General features: G+C 72.0%; 21 protein-coding genes. 9 read left to right on the top strand and 12 right to left on the bottom strand.

Annotated features, from left to right (window positions below):
- Window positions 1–5: 5 nt before the first annotated feature.
- The 4 genes from ACFV9H_RS09320 (at window position 6) to ACFV9H_RS09305 (ending at window position 4,111) form a co-directional block, all read left to right on the top strand.
- Complete coding sequence (locus ACFV9H_RS09320) at window positions 6–1,349, top strand: histidine kinase (RefSeq protein ID WP_385395550.1); 1,344 nt, start codon at window positions 6–8, stop codon at window positions 1,347–1,349.
- The gene (locus tag ACFV9H_RS09315) at window positions 1,346–2,017 is read left to right on the top strand and encodes a response regulator (RefSeq protein WP_385395548.1); all 672 of its coding nucleotides are present in this window, start codon (window positions 1,346–1,348) and stop codon (window positions 2,015–2,017) included. Before ACFV9H_RS09320 ends, ACFV9H_RS09315 begins: the two co-directional genes overlap by 4 nt.
- Window positions 2,018–2,105: 88 nt before the next feature.
- Window positions 2,106–3,455 (top strand): sensor histidine kinase, encoded by a 1,350-nt coding sequence (locus ACFV9H_RS09310; protein WP_385395546.1) that lies wholly within the window; start codon window positions 2,106–2,108, stop codon window positions 3,453–3,455.
- Window positions 3,452–4,111, top strand: a complete 660-nt coding sequence (locus ACFV9H_RS09305; protein ID WP_385395544.1) for a response regulator — start codon at window positions 3,452–3,454, stop codon at window positions 4,109–4,111. The genes ACFV9H_RS09310 and ACFV9H_RS09305 overlap by 4 nt, the downstream gene beginning before the upstream one ends.
- Here ACFV9H_RS09305 and ACFV9H_RS09300 read toward each other — a convergent pair.
- The gene (locus ACFV9H_RS09300) at window positions 4,081–5,064 is read right to left on the bottom strand and encodes a GlxA family transcriptional regulator (protein ID WP_385395541.1); all 984 of its coding nucleotides are present in this window, start codon (window positions 5,062–5,064) and stop codon (window positions 4,081–4,083) included. The genes ACFV9H_RS09305 and ACFV9H_RS09300 overlap by 31 nt on opposite strands.
- A gap of 112 nt (window positions 5,065–5,176) precedes the next feature.
- Here ACFV9H_RS09300 and ACFV9H_RS09295 point away from each other — a divergent pair, with 112 nt between their 5' ends.
- Window positions 5,177–5,824: an HD domain-containing protein gene (locus ACFV9H_RS09295; RefSeq protein WP_385395538.1), complete on the top strand. Its 648-nt coding sequence runs from the start codon at window positions 5,177–5,179 to the stop codon at window positions 5,822–5,824.
- Window positions 5,825–5,844: 20 nt separating this feature from the next.
- Window positions 5,845–7,047, top strand: a complete 1,203-nt coding sequence (locus ACFV9H_RS09290) for a cytochrome P450 (RefSeq protein ID WP_385395535.1) — start codon at window positions 5,845–5,847, stop codon at window positions 7,045–7,047.
- Between the two features lie 17 nt (window positions 7,048–7,064).
- Here ACFV9H_RS09290 and ACFV9H_RS09285 read toward each other — a convergent pair whose 3' ends face one another.
- Entirely contained in the window at window positions 7,065–8,642 is a 1,578-nt protein-coding gene (locus tag ACFV9H_RS09285; RefSeq protein WP_385395532.1) for an ABC transporter permease, read from the bottom strand.
- Window positions 8,639–9,559: an ATP-binding cassette domain-containing protein gene (locus ACFV9H_RS09280; RefSeq protein WP_385395529.1), complete on the bottom strand. Its 921-nt coding sequence runs from the start codon at window positions 9,557–9,559 to the stop codon at window positions 8,639–8,641. The genes ACFV9H_RS09285 and ACFV9H_RS09280 overlap by 4 nt, the downstream gene beginning before the upstream one ends.
- Before the next feature lie 75 nt (window positions 9,560–9,634).
- Between ACFV9H_RS09280 and ACFV9H_RS09275 the strand changes: the two genes are divergently transcribed.
- Together ACFV9H_RS09275 and ACFV9H_RS09270 are read left to right on the top strand one after the other, a co-directional pair.
- Entirely contained in the window at window positions 9,635–10,162 is a 528-nt protein-coding gene (locus ACFV9H_RS09275) for a GbsR/MarR family transcriptional regulator (protein WP_385395641.1), read from the top strand.
- A 291-nt stretch (window positions 10,163–10,453) separates the two neighbouring features.
- The gene (locus tag ACFV9H_RS09270; protein ID WP_385395526.1) at window positions 10,454–10,651 is read left to right on the top strand and encodes a hypothetical protein; all 198 of its coding nucleotides are present in this window, start codon (window positions 10,454–10,456) and stop codon (window positions 10,649–10,651) included.
- Between the two features lie 28 nt (window positions 10,652–10,679).
- Here ACFV9H_RS09270 and ACFV9H_RS09265 read toward each other — a convergent pair whose 3' ends face one another.
- Window positions 10,680–11,591, bottom strand: a complete 912-nt coding sequence (locus ACFV9H_RS09265) for a diacylglycerol kinase (protein WP_385395638.1) — start codon at window positions 11,589–11,591, stop codon at window positions 10,680–10,682.
- Window positions 11,592–11,775: 184 nt separating this feature from the next.
- On the opposite strand from ACFV9H_RS09265, the gene ACFV9H_RS09260 reads away from it, so the two are divergent.
- Window positions 11,776–13,059, top strand: coding sequence for an adenylosuccinate synthase (locus ACFV9H_RS09260; RefSeq protein ID WP_385395523.1), 1,284 nt, complete (start codon window positions 11,776–11,778; stop codon window positions 13,057–13,059).
- Window positions 13,060–13,147: 88 nt separating this feature from the next.
- On the opposite strand, the gene ACFV9H_RS09255 is transcribed toward ACFV9H_RS09260, so the two are convergent.
- The 8 genes from ACFV9H_RS09255 to ACFV9H_RS09220 form a co-directional block, all read right to left on the bottom strand.
- Window positions 13,148–14,848, bottom strand: a complete 1,701-nt coding sequence (locus ACFV9H_RS09255) for a hypothetical protein (RefSeq protein ID WP_385395520.1) — start codon at window positions 14,846–14,848, stop codon at window positions 13,148–13,150.
- Window positions 14,849–15,098: 250 nt separating this feature from the next.
- Entirely contained in the window at window positions 15,099–16,754 is a 1,656-nt protein-coding gene (locus ACFV9H_RS09250; RefSeq protein ID WP_385395517.1) for a PKD domain-containing protein, read from the bottom strand.
- Between the two features lie 144 nt (window positions 16,755–16,898).
- A complete protein-coding gene (locus tag ACFV9H_RS09245) occupies window positions 16,899–17,777 on the bottom strand; it encodes an alpha/beta hydrolase (protein WP_385395514.1) in 879 nt (292 codons plus the stop codon).
- A gap of 171 nt (window positions 17,778–17,948) precedes the next feature.
- Window positions 17,949–19,247: a kynureninase gene (kynU, locus tag ACFV9H_RS09240; protein ID WP_385395511.1), complete on the bottom strand. Its 1,299-nt coding sequence runs from the start codon at window positions 19,245–19,247 to the stop codon at window positions 17,949–17,951.
- Window positions 19,240–20,085: a tryptophan 2,3-dioxygenase family protein gene (locus ACFV9H_RS09235; RefSeq protein ID WP_385395508.1), complete on the bottom strand. Its 846-nt coding sequence runs from the start codon at window positions 20,083–20,085 to the stop codon at window positions 19,240–19,242. The genes kynU and ACFV9H_RS09235 overlap by 8 nt, the downstream gene beginning before the upstream one ends.
- Before the next feature lie 129 nt (window positions 20,086–20,214).
- Window positions 20,215–20,625: a DUF3151 domain-containing protein gene (locus ACFV9H_RS09230; RefSeq protein ID WP_385395505.1), complete on the bottom strand. Its 411-nt coding sequence runs from the start codon at window positions 20,623–20,625 to the stop codon at window positions 20,215–20,217.
- Between the two features lie 83 nt (window positions 20,626–20,708).
- Window positions 20,709–21,539, bottom strand: coding sequence for a BTAD domain-containing putative transcriptional regulator (locus tag ACFV9H_RS09225; protein ID WP_385395502.1), 831 nt, complete (start codon window positions 21,537–21,539; stop codon window positions 20,709–20,711).
- Window positions 21,540–21,674: 135 nt separating this feature from the next.
- Window positions 21,675–22,436, bottom strand: coding sequence for a ScbR family autoregulator-binding transcription factor (locus ACFV9H_RS09220; protein WP_385395499.1), 762 nt, complete (start codon window positions 22,434–22,436; stop codon window positions 21,675–21,677).
- Window positions 22,437–22,554 lie beyond the last annotated feature (118 nt).

Here is a 22,554-nt window from a genome sequence, read left to right as displayed (position 1 = left end):
CCGATGTGACCGAACCTCCCGTGCCCCTGACCGACCCCGCGAACCCCGGTAGCGCCGGAGGCGGCGCCCGGTCCCGATTCCGGTCGCTGGCCCTGGAGTTGTGCACCCTGGACCGGGACCCGCTGCCGAGGATGGCGCGGCCGCGCTGGCTGGCCCGGCTACCGCACGTGCTGGTCGCCTACTCTGCCGCGTTCTTCGGCTTCCTCACCACCGAGCAGCTCGGCGACCACTACCACGTCACCGGTGGTCTCCCGCTGGTGCTGGCGATCCTGACCGGTGTGTCCATCGCGCTCGCGATGTTCCGTCCGATGGCCGCCTGGTGGCTCGGCCTGCTCACGGCAGGCGCCATCGCCTGGGTGATCTACGGCAACGTCGGGCAGGGCCAGGCCTGGCCCTGGACGCCTGCCGGGACATTCGCCTTCGCCCCGGTGCTGTTGCTGGTCGCCCTGCGCATGCCGCCGCGGGTCACCATCGCCGTCGTCGGGATATCGGTGGCGTGTACCGGCCTGGCCGAGGCCTCCTTCAAGCCGGAGCACAGCACGACCACCGCGCCCGGGGCCGTCCTCATCTTCGGATTCGTCGGCCTGCTCGGCTACGCGCTGCGCGCCCTGCGTCTGGCCCGCGGCGAGCTGGTCGAGCAGGAGACCCTCACAGAAGAGGAGCGGGCCCGCCGCACCCTGCTGGAGGAGCGCAGCCGGATCGCCCGCGAGCTGCACGACGTCGTCGCGCACCACATGTCCGTCATCTCCATCCAGGCCCAGGTGGCCCCGCACCTCGTGGAGAATCCGTCCGAGGAGCTCAAGGAGAACCTGGCGGGCATCCGGGAGAACGCGCTGGAAGCCCTGACGGAGCTGCGGCGGGTGCTGGGCGTGCTGCGCTCCGAGCAGCCGGACGATCCCGCGAACCCGCACCATCCGCAGCCCACCCTCGCCGAACTGAACGGGCTCGTGGACAACGTGCGGGGCGCCGGGCTCGACGTCGCCGTCGAAGTCGCGGGCGTCCGCAGACCGTTGACCCCGGGAGTGGAGCTCACCGCGTACCGGATCGTTCAGGAGGCGCTGAGCAACTGCCTGCGCCACGCGCCGGGTTCGCGGGTGGAGGTCGGCATCGCCTACGGGCCGCGCGATCTGCACCTGTGTGTCGCCAACAGCGTCCCGACCCGGCCGGCGCCGCCCTCGCACGGTGCCGGGCACGGGCTGCTGGGGATGCGGGAGCGGGCGGGCATGCTGGGGGGCGAGCTGGCCGCCGGCCCGCGCCCCGAAGGCGGGTACGAGGTGACCGCGGTACTCCCGATGGATCCGCAGGACCTGTCCGGCGGCTCCTCCCCCGAGACGAAGAGGAATACATGAGCACCCCGATCAAGGTGATGATCGCCGACGACCAGATGATGGTCCGGCAGGGCTTCACCGTGCTGCTCAACGCCCAGCCGGACATCGAGGTGGTCGGCCAGGCCGTGGACGGGGCCGACGCGGTGGCGAAGGTCACCGAACTGGCGCCGGACGTGGTCCTGATGGACATCCGCATGCCCGGGATGGGAGGCATCGAGGCCACGTCCGTCATCACCGGCGTCCCCGGGGCCGAGGTGAAGGTGCTGGTGCTGACCACCTTCGATCTCGACGAGTACGTGTACGAGGCGCTGCGGGCCGGCGCCTCCGGCTTCCTGCTCAAGGACGCCTCGGCGGAGCAGCTCGCGGAGGCGGTGCGCGTGGTGGCGGCCGGTGAGGCGCTGCTCTCGCCGAACATCACGAAGCGGCTGATCACCGAGTTCTCGCGGCTGGGCGCCCCGCGCGCGCCGTCGCGGGCACGGATCGACGAGCTGACCGAGCGGGAGACGGAGGTGCTGTCGCTCGTCGCGCAGGGATTGTCGAACGCGGAGATCGCGACGCACCTGACCGTGGCGGAGCAGACGGTGAAGACCCATGTGGGCCGGATCCTGGTGAAGCTGGGCCTGCGGGACCGCACGCAGGCGGCGGTGTTCGCGTACGAGACGGGTCTGGTCCGTCCGACGGGGTACTGATCTGACCCGAGTAGTACTTGAGGGGGAGGCCGGGAAATCCCCATCTGCGGCGACGCGGGCTACGGGGCACGGGACCTACGGTTCTGATATGAGCGAGACGACCACCGGGGGGACAGCCCGGACACCTGAGTTCCGACTGGCATCAGGGGTGATCGAGACCCTGCGCCAGGACCTCGTCACGAACGCCTTCGCCTATCGGCCGCTGCCGCTGCTGGAGACGCCCGGGCGTTTCGTGCGACGGCTTCCCCAGGCGATACGCAGGCACTTCCCGTGGACGCGGTACGCGATGGTGGGGGCGCTGGCCCTCTTCGTCATGGTGTTCACGGCGGGCACGCAGTCGAGCTACCTCGGGGACACCGGCGAGCTCCTCATCGGGATGATCTCCGCGGCTCCGATCCTGATGACGCTGGTCCGGCCGGTCGCCGCGTGGTGGGCGGCCGTCGCGATGACGGTGGTGTTCGCCGCGATCGGCAGCGAGGCGAGCTGGCCGTGGACCCCGGGCAGCTTCCTCGCGTACATCGCCGTCATGGTTCTCGTCACCCTGCGGACCGGCCCCCGGGTGGCGGCCTGGATGTGGACGCTCACCCTCGCCCTCGGCTTCACCATCTCGGTGGTGTTCCGGAACGGGTACGCGTACGGGTTGGGGACGAACCTGCCGGAGATGGCCGTGTTCTCGGCGATCGCGCTGGCGATCGCGAGCAGCATCCAGATACGCCGCCACGCCAGGGCGGAGGTGAGCGCGCAGCAGGAGGTCACGGCCGTCGAGCGGGACAAGCGGACGCTCCTGGAGGAGCGGACGACGATCGCGCGGGAGCTGCACGACGTGGTGGCCCACCACATGTCGGTGGTGGCGATCCAGGCGGAGGCCGCGCCGTACCGGGTGAAGAACCCGCCGCCGGAGCTGGAGGCGGCGTTCGTCACCATCCGGGAGAACGCGGTGGCCGCCCTGACGGAGCTGCGGCGGGTGCTGGGTGTGGTGCGCTCCGCGGACTACGAGGCACCGGACGCCCCGCAGCCGACGCTGGCCTCGCTGGACGGGCTGCTGGCCAATGTCCGGGAGGCCGGGCTGCGTGTGGAGAAGACGGTGACGGGCGCGGTGCGGGAGCTGCCGCAGGGGGTGGAGCTGTCGGCGTACCGGATCATCCAGGAGGCCCTGAGCAACACGTTGCGGCACGCGCCGGGCGCGGGGGCCGGGGTGGAGGTCAGCTACGTACTGGGCGGGCTGGGGATACGGATCGTCAATGAGCCGCCGACCGGGGACGTGCGGCCCTCGCCCGGGGCCGGGCACGGGATCACCGGGATGCGGGAGCGGGTGGCCATGCTGGAGGGGGAGATGACGGCGGGCTCGACGCCCGAGGGCGGGTACGAGGTGGCGGTGTTCATACCCGTGCCCGGTCGTCCGGCGCCGGCCGTGGTGCCGGAGGAGGGGCCGGCATGACGATCAGGGTGCTGATCGTCGACGACCAGATGATGGTGCGCGAGGGGTTCTCGGTCCTGCTCAACGCCATGGAGGGCATCGAGGTGGTGGGCGAGGCGGTCGACGGCCGGGAGGCGGTCGCGCAGGTGGCGGCGCTCCGGCCGGACGTGGTGTTGATGGACATCCGGATGCCGGAGATGAACGGGCTGGAGGCGACGCGGGAGATCGTGGCCGCCGACACGGACGCGAAGGTGCTGGTCCTGACGACCTTCGACCTCGACGAGTACGTGTACCAGGCGCTCAGGGCCGGGGCCTCAGGGTTCCTGCTCAAGGACGCGTCGGCCCGTCAGCTGGCGGACGGGGTAAGGGTTGTGGCGGCCGGGGAGGCGTTGCTGGCTCCCTCGGTGACCAAGCGGCTGATAGCGGAGTTCTCGAAGCTCTCGGAGGCGCGCAGGTTCGCCGACCCGGCGGGGGTCGGGGAGTTGACGGAACGGGAGACGGAGGTGCTGGTACTGATCGCGCAGGGGTTGTCCAACGCGGAGATGGCGGACCGGCTCGTCGTCGCGGAGTCGACGATCAAGACCCATGTGAGTCGCATCCTGGTGAAGTTGGGGCTGCGGGACCGGACGCAGGCGGCGGTGTTCGCCTACGAGACCCGGCTGGTGACCCCGGCGTAGGGCTCGGCGGTTCCGGTGGTGCGGAAGCGGGACGCGTAGGCGGAGGGGGTGGTGCCGAGGTGGCGGGCGAAGGCCCGGCGGAGGGATTCGTCGCTGCCGAGGCCGCTGCGGCGGGCCGCGACGGTGACCGGTTCTCCCTGCTCCAGAAAGGTCCGGGCGACTTCCAGCCGGAGGGCCTCCAGGTGGACGGCCGGCGTGGTGCCGGTGTGGGCCTTGAAGAGACGGGAGAGGTGGCGGGTGCCGAGGCCCGCGCGCTGGGCGAGGGCCGGGAGGCTGTGGTCGGCCGCGGGATCCGCGGCCATGGCGTCGAGCAGGGGGCGCAGCACCGGGTCGCGGGTGGGAGAGGTGCGGGATGCCGCCGAGAACTGCGATTGGCCACCGGGGCGTTGCAGGAACACGACCAGGTCGCGGGCGACCCGGCGGGCGGCGGCGGGGCCGAGGTCCTGTTCCACGAGGGCCAGGCAGACGTCGATGCCGGCGGTGACTCCGGCGGAGGTGAGCACGGGCCCGTCCTGGACGTAGATGGCATCGGGGGTGACGGTGGTGCCGGGGTAGGAGCGGGCCAGGTCGGCCGCGTGCTCCCAGTGGGTGGTGGCCCTGCGGCCGTCCAGGAGGCCCGCGGCGGCGAGGGCGAAGGCGCCCGTACAGACGGCGGCGACCCGGTCGGCGCGGGCGGCCATCCGGGCCACCAGCTCGACCAGTTCGGGCCGGGTGCGCAGGGTGGCCAGGTCCGCAGGGCCGGGGACCACCAGGGTGGCGGTGCGGTCGACCGCGTCGGCCGGGAGATCGGCGTCGATCCGCAGGCCGGTGGAGGTGCGCACGGAGACACCGTCTGGGGTGCAGACCCGGACGGCATAGGGGCTGCCGGCGGTGGCGAAGACCTCCAGCGGCGCGGCGACGTCCAGAAGACGCACGCCGTCGAAGGCGAGGACGGTGACCGTGTGGGTGCCCATGGGTGCACGGTAGCGGGGAGAGATGTCCTGATGTGTGGGGTGTGTGGCCACAGGGACATGGCGGGCGGGACGCGGCGCGAGGAGGCTGGAGGCACATCGAGAGGAGCAGGTCATGGGAGCGCGAGGGAACACGGCCGCCGGAGTGACGGTGCCGGAGGGGAAGCTCGCCGCGGAGGCGACCGAGCTGGTGCGGGACACCACCAGCGAGTTGATCTACCACCACTCGCGGCGGGTGTACTGGTTCGGGAGCCTCCAGGGGCATCGGCGGGGGCTCGCCTTCGATCCGGAACTGCTGTACGTCGGGGCGATGTTCCACGATCTGGGACTCGGGGAGCGGTTCCGGACGAGCGGGCGCCGGTTCGAGGTCGACGGCGCGGACGAGTCCCGGCGATTCCTGGAGCGCCACGGGATACCGGAGGACGGCATCCGCCGGGTCTGGACGGCGATCGCGCTGCACACCACCCCGGGGATACCGGAGTTCATGGAACCGGAGGTGGCGCTCGTGACGGCGGGCGTGGAGTACGACGTCCTGGGCATCGGCTTCGACGACATCGACGCGGCCGCCCGCGCCGAGATCACCGCGCTGCACCCGCGGCCGGACTTCAAGCGGCGCATCCTCCAGGCCTTCACCGAGGGGATCGAGCAGAAGCAGGACACGACGTTCGGCAATGTGAAGGCCGATGTGCTGCGGCATTTCACGCCCGACTTCGCCCCGGGGGATTTCGTGGAGGTGATCCGAGGCTCCCGGTGGGAGGAGTGACGCCCCGTTAGGGTGCGGGGATGGGCTTTGATCCGTGGGATGCCGAGTTCGTCGCCGATCCGTATCCGGCGTACCGGGAGTTGCGGGAGCAAGGGCGGGTCGTGTGGTGGGAGGCCACCGGGCAGTGGCTGGTGCCGCACTACGCCGATGTGAGCGCGCTGCTGCGGGACCGGCGGCTGGGGCGGACCTACCTGCACCGGTTCTCGCACGAGGAGTTCGGTCGCGAGGCCCCGCCGGCGGAGCACGAGCCCTTCCACGTGCTCAACGGGAACGGCCTGCTGGACCTGGAGGATCCCGCGCACGCGCGGGTGCGAAGGCTCGTGGCGAAGGCCTTCACCCCGCGCACGGTGGAGCGGCTCGTGCCGGCCGTGCGAAGCCTGGCCCAGGGCTTGGTGGGGCGGCTGCTCGCGGACGGGGGCGGGGATCTGCTCACCGCCGTCGCCGAGCCGCTGCCGGTGGCCGTGATCGCGGAGCTGTTGGGGGTGCCGGAGGCGGACCGGGGGCTGCTGCGGCCCTGGTCGGCGGATATCTGCGGGATGTTCGAGCTCCGGCCGGACGAGGAGACGGCTCGGCGGGCGGTGCGGGCGAGCGTGGAGTTCAGCGCGTACCTGCGGGGCTTGATCGCCGAGCGGCGGGCGCGCCCCGGGGAGGATTTGATCTCCGGGTTGATCTCCGCCCACGATGACGAGGGCCGGCTCAGCGAGCAGGAGATGATCTCCACCTGCGTGCTCCTGCTGAACGCCGGGCACGAGGCCACGGTCAACACGACCGTCAACGGATGGTGGGCGTTGTTCCGCAATCCCGCCCAGCTGGCGGACCTCCGGCGGAATCCCGAAAAGTTGTCCACAGCTGTGGATGAACTCATGCGGTACGACACTCCCCTGCAGATGTTCGAGCGCTGGGTGCTCGACGAGATCCGGATCGGGGCCACCGTCATCCCCCGCGGGGCCGAGGTCGCGCTGCTCTTCGGGTCCGCGAACCGGGATCCCGCGCGCTTCGCCGACCCCGACGCGCTGGACCTCGTACGGGCCGACAATCCGCACCTGAGCTTCGGGGCCGGGATCCACTACTGCCTGGGGGCGCCGCTCGCGCGCCGGGAGCTGGAGGCCTCGTTCGGGGCGCTGCTGGCGGACGGAGTCCCGCCACTGCGGCTCGTCGAGGAGCCGCGGTGGCGGGACGGTTATGTCATCCGGGGGCTGGAGAGCCTGTTGGTCGAGTTCTGAGAGCCGGGGGGGGCGGACTAGGCGAGCATGTCCCGGCGGCGCAGGGCGGCCAGGCCGGCCGCGGTGAAGGCCACCGCCAGGGCCGTCAGGGTCAGCAGCGGGGCCCAGGCCAGGGACTGCGCGCCCGGGAGCTTCGGCAGGTGCGCGAAGGGCGAGAGGTCCAGGACGGCCTGCGGGAGGTTCAGCGCCGGGCCGATCCAGCCCAGCGCGAGCGCGCTACCGGCCACCGCCCAGGCGGCCACGGCGTACTTGGGGGCCGCGCCGTACAGCAGGGCCGCGAGGGCTCCGATCATCCACACCGCCGGGAGCTGCGCGAGCGTCGCACCGACCGTCCCGGCCAGGGCCTGCCCGTGCCCGATGCCCAGGCCCAGCCCCGCGAGCAGCAGGATCAGCGCCGATCCGCCGAAGGCCACGGCCAGGTGCCCACCGGCCCAGCGCAGCCGGCCGACCGCGTTCGCCAGCAGGGGTTCGGCGCGCTGCCCCGACTCCTCGCCGCCCAGGCGCAGCACCGAGGCGACGATGTACAGGGCGGCGATCAGCCCGAACATGCCGGCCATCGTGGCGAGGAAGGCGTCGGTGAGGCCGCTCTGCCCGCCCATCCGCTCGATGATCTCGCGGGTCTTCTCGTTGCCGCCGACCAGGTCGGCCGCGCCGTCCGCCATCCCGCCGAAGACGACTCCGGCGATCAGGAAGCCCGCGCTCCAGCCGATGACGCTGCCGCGTTGGAGCCGCCAGGCCAGCGCGCCCGCCGTGCCCAGCCGTCCCTCGGCGGGCCCGGGCCGGGCCGGCAGGAAGCTCATGCCCACGTCCCGCCGCCCGGCCAGGGCGTAGGCGGCGCCCGCCTGTGCCACGACGGCGGCGGCGAGCAGCGCGAGCACCCACCAGCGCGTCTCGGCGAAGGCCCGGACGTTCTCCACCCAGCCGAGCGGGGAGAGCCAGGTCAGCGGCGACTTCCCGGCTGCCGTGCCGGCGTCGCCCGCCGCCTTCAGTACGAAGGCGGCGCCCAGCACGGCGGCCGTGATCGCCTTCGCGGCGCGGGCGCTCTCGGTCAGTTGGGCGGCGATGGCCGCCATGCCGGCGAAGAGCATCCCGGTGCCCGCAAGGGCGAGGCCGAGGGCGAGGGCGCCGGACGCGCCCTGCCCGGCGAGGGCGCCCGCGACGAGCAGGGCCACGCAGGTGTTGGCGACGAGCGCGGCGAGCAGCGCGGCGGTCAGCGGGGCCCGCCGCCCGACCATGGCGGCGGAGAGCAGCTCCTGACGGCCCGTCTCCTCCTCCTCGCGGGTGTGCCGGACGACGATCACCAGGCTCATGACGGCCGCGAGCACGGCGCCGTACACGCCGATCCGCCAGGTGGTCAGGCCGCCGAGGGAGTCGCTGAAGACGGGCCCGTAGAGGGCGCGCATCGAGCTGTTGGCGTTCATGGAGGCGGCGGCCGCGGCCCGTTCGGCGGCGGTGGCGTACACCTTGCCCAGCGCCCCGGGCATGCTCGCCACCGTCAGGGTGGTGACCAGGACCCACACCGGCATCATCACGCGGTCGCGGCGCAGGGCGAGCCTCAACAGGGCTCCGGTGCCCACGAGCTGGTCGTTCGTCATCGCGACGCCTCTTCGGTGCTCTCGGTGCTCTCGGTGCTCTCGGTGTAGTGGCGCAGGAAGAGTTCTTCGAGGGTGGGCGGGGTCGAGGTCAGCGACCGCACACCGGAGGCGGCGAGGGATCGCAGGACGGCGTCCAGCTTGTCGGTGTCGGCCTGGAGGCGGACCTTCAGCCCCTGCACCTCGACGCCGTGCACGCCCGGCAGGTGAGCGAGGCCGTTCGGCGGGCCGGCGAGCTCGGCGCTGATCGACGTACGGGTGAGGTGGCGCAGTTCGGCGAGGGTTCCGCTCTCCACGGTGCGGCCCTTGCGGATGATGCTGACCCGGTCGCAGAGGGCCTCGACCTCGCTGAGGATGTGCGAGCTCAGCAGGATGGTGCGCCCGGCGGCGCGCGCCTCGGCGACGCAGCTCTGGAAGACCTCCTCCATCAGCGGGTCGAGGCCGGATGTGGGCTCGTCGAGGATGAGCAGTTCGACGTCGGAGGCGAAGGCGGCGACGAGGGCGACCTTCTGCCGGTTGCCCTTGGAGTAGGTGCGCCCCTTCTTGGTGGGGTCCAGCTCGAAGCGCTCTATGAGCTCGGCCCGGCGGGCCCGGTCGAGGCCCCCGCGGAGGCGTCCGTACAGGTCGATGACCTCGCCGCCGGAGAGGTTGCGCCACAGCGTGACGTCCCCGGGGACGTAGGCGACGCGGCGGTGGAGGGGGACGGCGTCGGCCCAGGGGTCGCCGCCGAGGAGTTCGGCGGTGCCGGAGTCGGCGCGCAGCAGGCCCAGCAGGACCCGGATGGTGGTGGACTTGCCGGCGCCGTTGGGCCCGAGGAAGCCGTGGACCTCGCCGGTGGTGACCGACAGGTCGAGTCCGTCCAGTGCGTGGGTGCGGCCGAACGCCTTGTGGAGGCCGGCAACGCTGATTGCCTTCGTCATGCTTCTGAACGTACGCTACTTTCACAAATTTGTGAAGCTCGGAAATCGCGTAAAGTCGGGAAGGTGGCTGACGACATGGATGTACGGACGGAAGCGGCGGACGGGGCGGACGGCGCGGACGCGGCGGATGAGCGGGACGCCGAGGCGGTCTCCCGCTTCGTCGAGCGGTTCGCCGCGCAGCTGACCGAGGCGGGGATGCAGCGGATGGCCGCACGCGTCTTCGCGCAGCTGCTGGCGAGCGACGGCGGCGCGATGACCTCGGCCGAGCTCGGGGAGGCGCTGCGGATCAGCCCGGCGGCGGTGTCGGGGGCCGTGTCCTACCTGACCCAGGTCAACATGGTCAGCCGCGAGCGCGAACCGGGCTCCCGCCGGGACCGGTACGTGCTGCACAACGAGCTCTGGTACGAGACCTTCACCCGGCGGGACCAGGTCCTCACCCTGTGGGAGAAGACCCTGCGCGAGGGCGCGGCGAGCCTGGGCGCCGACTCCCCGGCCGGGGCGCGGATCGCGGAGACGGCGGCGTTCTTCGAGTTCATGCAGCAGGAACTCCTCGGCCTGATGGACCGCTGGCGCGTGCACCGGGAGGGGCTGAACCTCTCGTGAAGCCCACTTCCTTCACCACGCCGCCCCGCCCGGTGGCCGTGGAAGAGCTCTTCCCCGAGCCGGCGCCGCTGCGCCGCGAGTCCGTACGCCTGCACCCCCGCGTCCCCCGTACCCGGGGATGCCGCGGGAGCACGTGCCCAGGGCCTGCGTCGTGCACCCGGAGGTCGTGACGGAGTACCCCGATGCCGACCTGTACGAGGCCCGCGACCTGTCGGACGCCACCAAGCTCGGCGGCTACCCGGGCTACTGCCAGGGGCCTGGTGGCCGGACGGTGCCGGGTGCGGGCGGCGTATGGAGCACCTGCTCACGGTGGCGAGCCGGGAGTACGACGGCGGGTCGTGGCGCACCTGGCTCCCGATCGAGGACCAGGGCCGTCCGCCCGGTGACGAGGACGTGCCGGGGCTAGAGCTGGGCGGCGCGGGCGGCGTGTACGTCTTAAAATGCCGGACCTGCGCCGGGCGCCCGTTCTCCCACTACTTCGACAGCTGAGGCGGGGCGGGGCCGCCCCGCCCCGGCCTCACCGCTGGTGCGGCAGCGTCAGGCCCCACGCCCCCGGCAGCAGGGTCCACGTGCGGCGCCGGACCGGGCCGGTCACCGTGTGGTCGGCCCGGTAGCGGAAGTCCGCCCCCGATACCGTCACCGACCGCACCCGGGCGACCCGAGCGACCCGGGGACCACCGGAGCCGGAGGAGCCGGCACCAAAGCCGGAGCCGGAGCCGAAGCCCGAGCCGAAGCCGGCGCCGGTCCCGGACCCGGACCCGGCCCGGACCACCACCTCCGCCAGCCCGTCCCGCGCCGCCACCGACACGTCGAGCAGCTGCTCGTCGACATCGGCCAGCACCACCCCGTCGGCCTCCACGCGCAGCCCCCGCCCCGCACCCGCCCCCGCCCCCGCACCGGGCACCGGCGGGCGCACCAGGGTGCGCACGAGCGAGCGGTACGCGTTCCACACCGACGGCCCGGCCGCGCGGCCCGCCGACCCGTCGGTCGACGGGATGCGCAGGTCCCCCAGCACCACGCCGTCGCTGTCGTCGACCAGCAGGTCGCAGACGCGGACCGTGCCGTCCAGGACCGCCCGCGCCGCCGATACGGCCGAAAGTGGCACGCCGAGTGACCTCGCCAGCCCCAGTGACCCCACGGGCCCCACCGGGATCAGGGAAACGGCCCCGTCGGACAGCCCCCGCTCCCGGTGCAGCAACCCGACGGCCCGCACCAGCGCCCCGTCGTCGCCCACGATCACCGGCCGCCGATGGCCCCGGCGGGCAAGGGCCCGCGCGAACTCCTCCGATGAGTCCGGGAGGCAGATTTTCGCCGCCGCGCCCGCTGACAACACATCTTTCGCGATCCGCACGGACTCGCCGTCAAGACGGCGGGCGACCGGGTCGACGAGCACGAGCAGGCCGCCTACCGGCGCGCCCGCGTGGCTCATGGTGGGCTCTGGAGCCGACACCTCGGTCCTTCCTCGGGTAGCATCTTTGTGCAAGAGGCCCTTGCGCTATTGCGCCAGGGCCTTCGTCTATTCCGGGGTACCGGTCCGACGGCTCAGCCTGCGGTGTACATCGTCGTACGCCCCCTGACCTTGGACATGCCCCATCCGGAAGAGGTGTACGCCTGTGCCCGCTCTTGTGCTGCTCGGAGCTCAGTGGGGTGACGAGGGCAAGGGAAAGGCCACCGACCTGCTCGGTGGATCCGTTGACTATGTAGTGCGCTACCAGGGTGGCAACAACGCCGGCCACACGGTCGTCGTAGGCGACCAGAAGTACGCGCTGCACCTTCTCCCTTCCGGCATCCTCTCCCCCGGATGCACCCCGGTCATCGGTAACGGCGTCGTCGTCGACCCGGCCGTCCTGCTCTCCGAGCTGCGCGGCCTGAACGAGCGTGGCATCGACACCTCCAAGCTCCTCATCAGCGGCAACGCGCACCTGATCACGCCGTACAACGTCACCCTCGACAAGGTCGGCGAGCGCTTCCTCGGCAAGCGCAAGATCGGTACGACCGGCCGCGGCATCGGCCCGACGTACGCGGACAAGATCAATCGCGTCGGCATCCGCGTCCAGGACCTCTACGACGAGTCGATCCTCACCCAGAAGGTCGAAGCGGCGCTGGAGGGCAAGAACCAGCTCCTCGCGAAGCTGTACAACCGCCGCGCGATCGACGCCGCCGCGATCGTGGAGGAGATGCTCCAGTACGCGGAGCAGATCAAGCCGTACGTCGCCGACACCACCCTGATCCTCAACAACGCGCTGGACGAGGACAAGGTCGTGCTCTTCGAGGGCGGCCAGGGCACGCTGCTCGACGTCGACCACGGCACGTACCCCTTCGTCACCTCCTCGAACCCGACCGCGGGCGGCGCCTGCACCGGTACCGGTGTCGGCCCGACGAAGATCAGCCGCGTCATCGGCATCCTGAAGGCCTACACGACCCGCGTCGGCGCCGGCCCGTTCCCGACCGAGCTGTTCGACAAGGACGGCGAGGACCTGCGCCGCATCGGTGGCGAGCGCGGTGTGACCACCGGCCGTGACCGCCGCTGCGGCTGGTTCGACGCGCCGATCGCGCGCTACGCGACCCGCGTCAACGGCCTGACGGACTTCTTCCTCACCAAGCTGGACGTCCTGACCGGCTGGGAGCAGATCCCGGTCTGCGTCGCGTACGAGATCGACGGCAAGCGCGTCGAGGAGCTCCCGTACTCGCAGTCGGACTTCCACCACGCGAAGCCGATCTACGAATACCTCCCCGGCTGGTCCGAGGACATCACGAAGGCCAAGACCTTCGAGGACCTGCCGGCGAACGCCCAGGCGTACGTCAAGGCCCTGGAGGAGATGTCGGGCGCCCCGATCTCCGCGATCGGCGTCGGCCCGGGCCGTACCGAGACGATCGAGATCAACTCGTTCCTCTAGGAACGGCAGGCGGTACCTGAACGCCCGAAGGGGCGGTGCGCGTCTCGCGCACCGCCCCTTCGGCGTACCGGGTACCGGGTACCGGGTCTTACTTGGTGTCGTAGAAGCCGAAGAGGTCGACGACGAGGTCGGTGTTGCCCCAGCCCTTGTTCCAGAAGTCGATGATTCCGTTGGAACCGGTGCTCGCCTGGACCAGGTTCGGGACGGTGGCGCCCGTGGTCCAGTTCAGGTTCGAGACGAACGGGGGCGTCGGCCAGCCCGCGGTGTTGTTCTTGTACTGCTCGATGGTGTTCGGGTCCGGGGCGACCGTGAGGTACCCGGAGCTCTGCGTGTTGGTGACGGTGCTGTTCACCACGAACGCCGTGATGCTGGGGCGCCGCGTGGACAGCGGCGCGTAGATGTAACTGTCGCTCTCCATCGGCCCGTACACGCTGTCGTTGGGGTCACGGGTGTCGAACAGGCGCTCCGGAGTGATCGGCATGTACGCGCCGTTCGCGGCCTCGCTGTACGAGCCGACGACGTCGATGACCACGTCGGTGGCGCCGTTCCAGGTGCCGTTGAAGACGGTGATCTTGCCGTCGGCGGAGACGGGCACGATCACCGAGTTGGCGATCGTCTGACCGCCGTGGAAGTTCAGGTTCGAAGCGTTCGGGATCGCCCCGCCGCCCGGCAGCACCGTCAGGTAGCCGTTCGACGTCGGGTTGGTGACCGTCACGTTGAGCGCCACGGCGGAGATGCCGTTCGGCACGCCGCGCAGGCCGGCGATCTGGGTGGTGAAGCTGCCCCGCGCGGGGACCTGGCGGCGGCTCGTGCCGAGACCCTCACGGGTGTCGACGAAGCGGACCGGGTCCAGCGACTGGTAGCCGCTGGCCGCGGACTGGCTGAAGTAGCCGGTGACGTCCGCGATCAGGTCGACCGTGTCACCGGCGTTCCAGGACCCGTTGTACAGGTCGACGTAGCCGTCCTTGCCGACCGGCACGACCACCAGGTTGGGGACGGTCTGACCGGTGTGGAAGTTGACGTTCGACGAGTTCGGCCGCTCCGAGCCCGCGGGGTACGCCGTGATGAAGCCGGCGCTGCGCGAGTTGGTCACGGTGACGTTGAGGACGACCGCGGTGACCCCCTTGGGGATGCCGCCGTTGCCGCCGACCTTCACGCGGGCCGTGCCACGGCCGGGAACCGGACCCACCGGGGCGCCGATGCCCTCCCGGGTGTCCAGAAGGCGGGTGGGCGCGTACGGAGTGAACTCCGAGCCCACGGTGCCGATGTTCTCCAGGACGTTGGAGACTTCCTTCGCGTTCGCGGCGTCCGTCACCGTGACGGTGACCTTGTACTCGCCGAGCTCCGCGTAGACGTGCTTGTTGTTCACCAGGCCGGGGCCACCCGCCTGGGTGACGTCCTTCGGCGAGCCGTCGCCCCAGTCGACGGTGAGGGTGAGCGAGACGTCCGGCACGCTCAGGATCTCGGTGTCGAGGCTGAAGCCGTGCGCGGAGATCGGCGTGGCGTTCAGTACGAGGTTCAGGTCCGGGTTGCCCGCGGACACGCCCTCCGACTGGAGGGTGGCGGCGCCCTTGTTCTTGGCGCCCAGGTCCTTCTTGACCGACCGGTCGGCCGAGCTGTGGAAGGTCTTGAACTTCTGCGACGCGGCCTTGGTCAGGTCGACGTCAGACGCGGACACCCCCCTGGTGCCCTGCGCGCCGGGGTCGGCCGCGTGGGCCATCCCCGGTATGAGACCAACGCCGGCCGCGACGAGTGCGGCAGCGGACAGTACGAGACGGCGATTGCGCACCGGCCCCCCATTTTCGTTTTTGAACGCGATCAGGTATGAAAGCGAGCCCAGAGTACACAGGTGAGATGGACGGTGGACGCCGGGTCTGTGTTATTCGGTCACGCCCCGGGCCACAAAGTCGATCCCGGCTTCGCGTCACGCGTCCACGCCGCCATCCGTCGGTGCTGTGGAGGCCCGACCTGAAGGAGAACAGCCGAGACGGACACGAACAACTCCATTTTCCGGCTGTCCGACACCGGCGCGGCGGGCGCTACCGGGCGTCGTAGTAGCCGAAGAGGTCGACGACGAGCTCGGTGCTGTCCCATCCCTTGTTCCAGAAGTCGATGATGCCGTGCGAACCGGTGCTCGCCTGGACCAGGTTCGGGACGGTGGCGCCCGCGGTCCAGTTCAGGTTCGAGATGAACGGCGGCCTCGGCCAGGCGGCGGTCCGGTTCACGTACTCGTCGAGGGTGTTCGGGTCCGGCGCGACCGTGAGGTACCCGGCGCCCTTCGTGTCGGTGACGGTGCTGTTCAGCACGTAGCCCGTGATGTGCGGGTTCCTGGTGGACAGCGCCGCGTAGATGTACGTGTCGCCCTCCAGCGCCCCGTACGCCTGGCCGGCGGGGTCCCGTGTGTCGAACAGCCGCTCCGGCTCGACCGGCATGTAGGCGCCGGTGCCGGCCGTGCCGTACGAGCCCACGACGTCGACGACCACGTCGGTCGCACCGCCCCAGGAACCGTTGAAGACGGTAATCGTGCCGTCGGCGGAGACGGGCACGATCACCGAGTTGGCGATCGTCTGACCGGCGGTGAAGTTGAGGTTGGAGGCGTTCGGGATGGCGCCGCCGCCCGGCAGCACGGTCAGGTAGCCGGACGCCTTCGGGTCGGTGACCGTCACGTTGAGCGCCACGGCGGAGATCCCGCTCGGCACCCCGCGCAGGCCGCCGATCCGGGTGGTGAAGCCGCCCCGCGCGGGAACCTGGCCCTGGGCCGTGCCGAGGCCTTCACGGGTGTCGACGAACCGGACCGGGTCCATCGAGGTGTAGCCGCTGGAGGCCTTCCGCGTGAAGTAGCCGGTGACGTCGGCGATCACGTCGACGGAGGAGTCCCAGCTCCCGTTGTACAGGTCGACGAAGCCGTTCTCGCCGACGGGCACGACCACCAGGTTCGGGACGGTCTGCCCGGCGGTGAAGTTGACGTTCGACGAGCCAGGCCGCGGTGAGCCCTCCGGGTAGGCCGTGATGAATCCGCTGCCGAGGGGGTTGGTCACGGTGACGTTGAGGACCACGGCGGTGACCCCTTGGGGGATGCCGCCGTTGCCGCCGACCTTCACGCGGGCCGTGCCCCGGCTGGGGACCGGGCCCTGGGTGGCGCCGATGCCTTCGCGGGTGTCCAGGAGACGGGTGGGGGCGTACGGGGTGAAGTCCGAGCCGGCGGTCCCGACCGTGACGCTGTTGACGGTCTTGGTCGCGTTCGCGGTGTCCTCCACCGTGACCTTGACGGTGTACGCGCCGAGCTCCTCGTAGATGTGCGTGTGCTTGAGCAGGCCGGATCCGGAGGCCGTGGTCACGTCCTTGGTCCCGTCGCCCCACTCGACGGTGACGGTGAGCGGGACGGCTGCGCTGGTGATCTCCGTGTCGAGGCCGAACCCGTGCGCGGACGTGGCAGTGGCGACGAGGGCGACCGCCAGGTCCGCGTTGGCACCCGAGAGGGCGGTCCGCCGGACCGCCCCGTCGGCGGGGCTGCGGAAGGGCGCGTCCTCGATCGGATCGATGTCGGGAACGGACACCCCCCTGGCGGCCGGCGTACCCGGCTCGGCCCCGTGGGCCGCGCCGGCCAAGCCGGGTATGCCGGCCATGCCGGGTATGAGAACAACGCCTGCCGCGACGAGTGCGGCGGCGGAGACGACGACACGGCTACTGCGCACGAGCCCCCCTTTTTCGTCGGCCGAGCGGCTGCCCGGCCGGAGCAGTCCGGCCAGTCAAGTCCATCCGGGCGCCCTGGGCCAGGGTCGGGCGGGGGCCGATGTCGCGGCAATCCCGGACGGGGCGGCGTGCGGGCGCGCCGGGCCCTACCAGGCCAGCTGCGAGATCTCCTCCGCCACCACCGCGCACGCGTCCGCCGCCGGGTCGATCAGCGGGAAGTGGCCGATGCCGTCCAGCAGCGTCAGGCCGACCGTCTCCCCCGCCTTCGCGGCCGCGGCCACGTACGCCTCCGCCACCGCCGGCGGGACGACGATGTCCTCGCGCCCCTGCACCACCGCCGTGGCGATACCCGTCGGCAGCAGCGCCGCCGGATCGGCGTACGGCAGCCGCTGCGTGAAGTGCGCGTCGCCGCCCAGCAGTTGGGCCGACGCCCCGCCGCACACGCCCAGTTGCTCCGCCACCGCGAAGTCCGCGATCGGGGCCAGCGCCACGACACCGCGCAGCGGCGGCGGCGAGGGCAGCCGCCAGGGGGAGTCGTACGGGAGCACGTGCCGGGCCGCGGCCCACAGTGCGAGGTGGCCGCCCGCCGAGTGGCCCGTGACGACGACCCGGCGGACGTCGGCCCGCGGGAGGGCGGCCGCGGCGAGGCCCGGGAGGGCGTCCATCGCGGCGGCCACGTCGTCGAAGGTCTCCGGCCAGCGCCCGGCGACCGGTCCCTCCGCGTTCTGGTGCGGCAGGGAACTCCCGCGCCGGTACTCGACATTGGCGACGGCGAAACCCCGCCGGGCCAGGAAGTCCGCGAGCGGTGTGACGTGCCGCCGGTCGTACGGGGCCCGCCAGGCACCGCCGTGCAGCAGCACCACCAGCGGGGCCGTGCCCGGGGTCTCGCCGCGCGGGGCGTAGAAGTCCACGACCTGGTCGGGGTGTTCCCCGTACGCGGCCGTCACGTCCGGCGCGACGGCCGGATGGGAGAAGGCCGAGGCGGCCTCGGCGGCGTCCCGTTCCACTGCGGCGGGGTCCGTCATCGGCTCAACCTTTCGGTAACGCGTGGGACAGCGGGGACAGGTGTTCCGGTGTTCCGGCAGAGCGGGACCGTATCAGTCTGAAACGCCGTGTTCCGTGCGGGGCCCGGAATGCGAGCGGGCGGGCGGAGCCGTGGCCCCGCCCGCCCGGTGCGGTGACGTTTCGCTACCGGGTCACCCGAAAATGTGACCCAGGGTGCGCGCGGCACGCTCGGCGTCGGCGAACCCGACGTAGAGCGGGGTGAAGCCGAAGCGCAGGACGTCGGGGGCCCGGAAGTCGCCGACGACGCCGCGGGAGATGAGCTCCGCCATGACCTCGCGGGCGTTCTCGGTGCGGAGGGACACCTGGCTACCGCGCTGCGCGTGCGGGGCCGGCGTGACCGATTCGACCTTGCCCCGCGGGACGTACGCCGCCACGCATTCGAGGAAGAAGTCGGTCAGCGCGAGCGACTTGGCCCGTACGGACTCCACGGCGACCCCGTCCCAGGCGTCGAGCGCCGACTCCAGGGCCAGCATGGACAGGATGTCCGGGGTGCCGACGCGGCCGCGGCGCGCGTCGTCGGCCGGACGGTAGTCCGGGGCCATCGCGAAGGGGTCCGCGTGGCCGTTCCAGCCGGGCAGGGGAGAGTCGAAGTCCCGCTGGTGGCGGGCGGCGATGTACAGGTACGCGGGGGCGCCGGGGCCGCCGTTGAGGTACTTGTACGTGCATCCGACGGCCAGGTCGACGGCGTGCGCGTCGAGGTCGACGGGGAGCGCGCCAGCCGAGTGGCACAGGTCCCAGACCGTGATCGCCCCGCCCGCGCGGGCGGCGGCGGTGAGGGCGGGCAGGTCGTGGAGGCGGCCGGTGCGGTAGTCGACGTGGTTGAGGAGGACGACGGCGGTGTCGTCGTCGATCGCCTCGGGCGCCCCGTCGGGGTCCACCGGGGTGACGGTGAGGCCCGTCATCCGGGCCGCGGATTCAGCGATGTAGCCGTCGGTGGGGAAGGTGGCGGCGTCGACCAGCAGCTTCGTCCGGCCCGGGAGGGCGAGGCGGGCGGCGCCGACGAGGGCCTTGAAGAGGTTGACGCTCGTCGAGTCGCCGACGACCACCTGGCCGGGGGCCGCGCCGACGAGGGGGGCGATCTTGTCGCCGATCCGCTCGGGGGCGGTCCACCAGGCGCTTTCGTCCCAGGAGCGGATGAGGAGCTCGCCCCATTCGCGGGACGCGACGTCGGCGAGGCGGTCGGTCACCCCTGCCGGCAGCGCGCCGAGGCTGTTGCCGTCGAGGTAGACGACTCCCTCGGGGAGGACGAATCGCTCGCGGAGCTTGGCCAGCTCGTCGGCGGCGTCCAGCTCTGCGGCGCGGACCGTCAGGTCACCTGCGGCGTAGCCGTTGGGGCTCTGCCCCAGACCCCGCGCCTCACACGCCGGCGAGCCTGGATCCGCCTGGCCCGGCTGCGTCGAGGAGGGTGGTATCGAGGTCGCGTCAGACATGGCTGCGGGCCGTCCACAGTTCCGGGAAGACGTTCTTCGTCGCGCGCTTCTCCAGCCAGGTCACGCCGGCCGAGCCGCCCGTGCCCGTCTTCGCGCCCATCGCGCGGCGGGTCGCCACCAGGTGGTCGTTGCGCCAGCGCCAGACCAGTTCGGCCACGTCCGTGAGGACCTCGCCGAGGCGGTGCAGGTCAGGGTGCTCGTCCGGGGCGGCGTACAGGCCCGTCCAGACGGCCTCGACCGCGGGCGACGGCTCGTACCGCAGCGAGAGGTCGCGCTCCAGGACCTCCGCCGGGACCGGGAAGCCGCGACGGGCCAGCAGGCGCAGGACCTCGTCGTAGAGGCTGGGCTCCTGGAGGGCCTTCTCCAGCTCCGCGTGGACGCGCGGGGCGCCGCGGTGCGGGACGAGCATGGAGGACGACTTCTCGCCGAGCAGGAACTCCATGCGGCGGTACATCGCCGACTGGAATCCGGAACCCTCGCCGAGGGCGGAGCGGTACGCGTTGAACTGGCCCGGGGTGAGCTGGGCGAGCGGGCGCCAGGAGGCGTTGAGGGCCTCCAGTTCGCGGAGGGATCGTTTCAGCGCGTCCATCGCGACCGGGATCTTGTCCTCGCCGATGGCGCGGGCGGCCGTCTCCCACTCGTGGACGATGACCGTGAACCACAGCTCCATGACCTGGGTCGTGACCAGGAAGACCATCTCGCCCGGGTCGTCCGAGCGGAGGTGCTGGAGGTGGGTGAGGACGTCCGCCTGGACGTAGTCCTCGTAGGGGGTGGTGCCGTCGAAGTCGAGGTTCGGGGTGTCCGAACCGGCTCCGGAGGCATCAAGGGGCTGCGACATTGCTGTCTCCTCGACACGTGCTTCCGGGTAGCGGTCCGCTCCTTCCGGTGAGGTAAGTGGAGCCCCGGTCCCCTGCCTCGCATCATAAGCAGGAGATCCGGGACCCCTCTAGGGCAGTCGTCCTGTCCGTTATGCGAGCGTGTCCGCCGCGGTGGGGGACGAGTCGCGGAGGAAGGTCGAGCAGCGCTCGAACTCTTCCTTCTCGCCGATCGCCTCGGCCGCGCGGGCCAGGGCGTGCAGGGCGCGCAGGAAGCCGCGGTTCGGCTCGTGCTCCCACGGCACCGGGCCGTGGCCCTTCCAGCCGGCGCGGCGCAGGGCGTCCAGGCCGCGGTGGTAGCCCGTACGGGCGTACGCGTACGACTCGACGGTGCTGCCGGCCGCGAAGGCCTCGTCGGCGAGGATCGCCCAGGCGAGGGAGGACGTGGGGTGCGCGGCGGCCACCTCGACCGCGGGGGTGCCGGCGGCGATGGCCTCGCGGCCCGGCTCGTCGGGGAGGTGGGTGGGGGCGGGGCCCCCGAGCAGGTTCTGGTGAATGGACATGCCCCCAGTCTGCCGGGCCCGTCGCCCGGGTGGTGGGCGCCCCACCTCACCGGTGGCGCGGCGGCACGTCGACTTCCGGGCGATCAGCGCGTGGGGGTGCCCCGTACCCGGCGGGCGGTGGAGCGGGCGTCGCGGCGGTCGGGCGCGGCGGCCGGCGCCGTACGGATGGACGGGCGGACGGAGCGCATCCGCTGCCGGCCTGTGTCTTCGGCACCGATCGGGGTGAACTGCCGTGGCAGCGGCCACAGTCCGGGCACCTGGGGCAGCCCGCTCTCGGGCGGAGCACTCTCGGGCGGACCACTCTCCGGCGGCCCGCTCTCCGGCGGCCCGCTCTCCGGCGGCCCCTCGAAGTCCGGGGTCCGCTCGCGCTGCCGGTCGAGCGCCAACCGGGCCTCCACCCACTGCTCCATGACCGCCTTCCGGGTGGCCTCCAGCTCCGCGACGCGCTCGGCGAGCCGGGGCCCGGGTGGCACCCCGTCGAAGGCCGGGCCCTTCCAGAGGCCCAGCGCGCCGCGCAGCAGGCAGGCCGCCGTCGCGTACTCGCCGCGGGACATCGCGCGATGGCCCGCGGCCGCCCCGCGCTCGAACTCCCGCAGGTCGAGGCGGCCGCCGCCGGTGTCGAGGAAGTAGCCCCCGGGCATCCGGGCGAGCACGGTCCGCGCGGTGCGGCCGGCGCCCGGGGCGACGGCCGCGGCCAGCCGTCGGCGGAGCAGGCGCACGCAGCTCTCCAGCACCGAGTGGGCCCGCCCCGGCGGTGTGTACGCCCCGAGTTCCTCCGCGAGCACGGCGACCGGCACCACCTGGTCGGCGTACGCGGCCAGGACGGCCAGGACCTGCCGCTCGGACGGACTCGCCGGCGAGAGCCGCACACCGTTCTCGCGGACGTCGAGCCCTCCGAGTACGTCAATGTCCACAGTCTTCCCCCAGGCAAGGCAGAGCCCGCAGAGCCCGTCGGCACGGACTCGACTCGAAAAAAGAATATCGAGGGTTATGTTTCGAGCGGGCACCGACCCCGATCGGTGGATCAAGTCGGAGGAGGCGTACGGAGATCAGTCGGCGGCGAGCGCCCCCGCGGGCGCCCCGACCACCGGGTCGACGGCACGCTCGACGGCCCGCTCGACGGCCTGGCGGGCCGAACAGTCGCACCCCCGCGCCCCGTTCGCCCCGTTCGCCCCGTGCAGGGCCCTGGAGCCGCGCCCCGGCGCGGTGTCGAGCAGGGCCGCCACGGCCGGGAACACCAGGCTCGGCATCACGCTCGTGTAGAGCGCCGAGACCTCGCGGTCCAGGTCGAGCCCGAGCGTCTGCGACATCACGTTGAGCCCCGCGAAGGCCCCGACCACCAGCCGAGCGGGCTGCCCGGGATCCACGTGCGGGAGCAACTCGCCGCGCTCCTTGGCCTCCACCATCAAGGCGGTGTGCAGGTCGATCCACCCCTGATAGGGCGCCGCCCGGTCCAGTCCCCGGCCGCTCTGCTCCAGGGTGAGCCGCGCGCTGCCGCGCATCAGGACGTCGTGCCGGAGGCGGTGCGAGAAGATCATGCCGATGTCGACGAACTGCTGCGCCCTGAACTCCTGCGGGGTGACGGCCGGATGGGTGTTCACCTGGGCGTCGATCACCGCCTGCGCGAGGTCTTCCTTCGAGTCGAAGTGGAAGTAGAGCGCGCCCTTGGTGACCTCGGCCAGTCGGACGATGTCCGACAACTTGGCGTTGTCGTAGCCCCGCTCCTCGAACACCACGGCGGCGGCTTCCAGGATCGCCCGGCGGGTGCGCACCGCGCGGTCCTGCTTCACCTGCGGTCGATCAGCCCTCATCGCAAACATACCTCCGGGTACGAACATCTCCGTACAGTCCACAGCACCGCGGAGCGGCCGTCCACCGCCTTGTCACCCCCGCCCCACCCGCCACACGAAAGACGAAGGGCCCGGCCGC

This window comes from Streptomyces sp. NPDC059874 (assembly GCF_042731135.1).
In the GTDB taxonomy this organism is placed as follows: Bacteria; Actinomycetota; Actinomycetes; order Streptomycetales; family Streptomycetaceae; genus Streptomyces.
This window is presented reverse-complemented; position numbering and strand designations above follow the sequence as displayed.

What these genes read in the sequence shown, in the direction of transcription:
- ACFV9H_RS09310 (WP_385395546.1), top strand. Translation starts at nt 2,106, where the DNA reads ATGAGCGAGACGACCACCGGGGGGACAGCCCGGACACCTGAGTTCCGA.
- ACFV9H_RS09270 (WP_385395526.1), top strand. Translation starts at nt 10,454, where the DNA reads ATGGAGCACCTGCTCACGGTGGCGAGCCGGGAGTACGACGGCGGGTCG.
- ACFV9H_RS09315 (WP_385395548.1), top strand. Translation starts at nt 1,346, where the DNA reads ATGAGCACCCCGATCAAGGTGATGATCGCCGACGACCAGATGATGGTC.
- ACFV9H_RS09290 (WP_385395535.1), top strand. Translation starts at nt 5,845, where the DNA reads ATGGGCTTTGATCCGTGGGATGCCGAGTTCGTCGCCGATCCGTATCCG.
- ACFV9H_RS09295 (WP_385395538.1), top strand. Translation starts at nt 5,177, where the DNA reads ATGGGAGCGCGAGGGAACACGGCCGCCGGAGTGACGGTGCCGGAGGGG.
- ACFV9H_RS09230 (WP_385395505.1), bottom strand. Translation starts at nt 20,625, where the DNA reads ATGTCCATTCACCAGAACCTGCTCGGGGGCCCCGCCCCCACCCACCTC.
- ACFV9H_RS09235 (WP_385395508.1), bottom strand. Translation starts at nt 20,085, where the DNA reads ATGTCGCAGCCCCTTGATGCCTCCGGAGCCGGTTCGGACACCCCGAAC.
- ACFV9H_RS09300 (WP_385395541.1), bottom strand. Translation starts at nt 5,064, where the DNA reads ATGGGCACCCACACGGTCACCGTCCTCGCCTTCGACGGCGTGCGTCTT.
- ACFV9H_RS09220 (WP_385395499.1), bottom strand. Translation starts at nt 22,436, where the DNA reads ATGAGGGCTGATCGACCGCAGGTGAAGCAGGACCGCGCGGTGCGCACC.
- ACFV9H_RS09280 (WP_385395529.1), bottom strand. Translation starts at nt 9,559, where the DNA reads ATGACGAAGGCAATCAGCGTTGCCGGCCTCCACAAGGCGTTCGGCCGC.
- ACFV9H_RS09285 (WP_385395532.1), bottom strand. Translation starts at nt 8,642, where the DNA reads ATGACGAACGACCAGCTCGTGGGCACCGGAGCCCTGTTGAGGCTCGCC.
- ACFV9H_RS09245 (WP_385395514.1), bottom strand. Translation starts at nt 17,777, where the DNA reads ATGACGGACCCCGCCGCAGTGGAACGGGACGCCGCCGAGGCCGCCTCG.
- kynU (WP_385395511.1), bottom strand. Translation starts at nt 19,247, where the DNA reads ATGTCTGACGCGACCTCGATACCACCCTCCTCGACGCAGCCGGGCCAG.
- ACFV9H_RS09275 (WP_385395641.1), top strand. Translation starts at nt 9,635, where the DNA reads ATGGATGTACGGACGGAAGCGGCGGACGGGGCGGACGGCGCGGACGCG.
- ACFV9H_RS09305 (WP_385395544.1), top strand. Translation starts at nt 3,452, where the DNA reads ATGACGATCAGGGTGCTGATCGTCGACGACCAGATGATGGTGCGCGAG.
- ACFV9H_RS09265 (WP_385395638.1), bottom strand. Translation starts at nt 11,591, where the DNA reads ATGAGCCACGCGGGCGCGCCGGTAGGCGGCCTGCTCGTGCTCGTCGAC.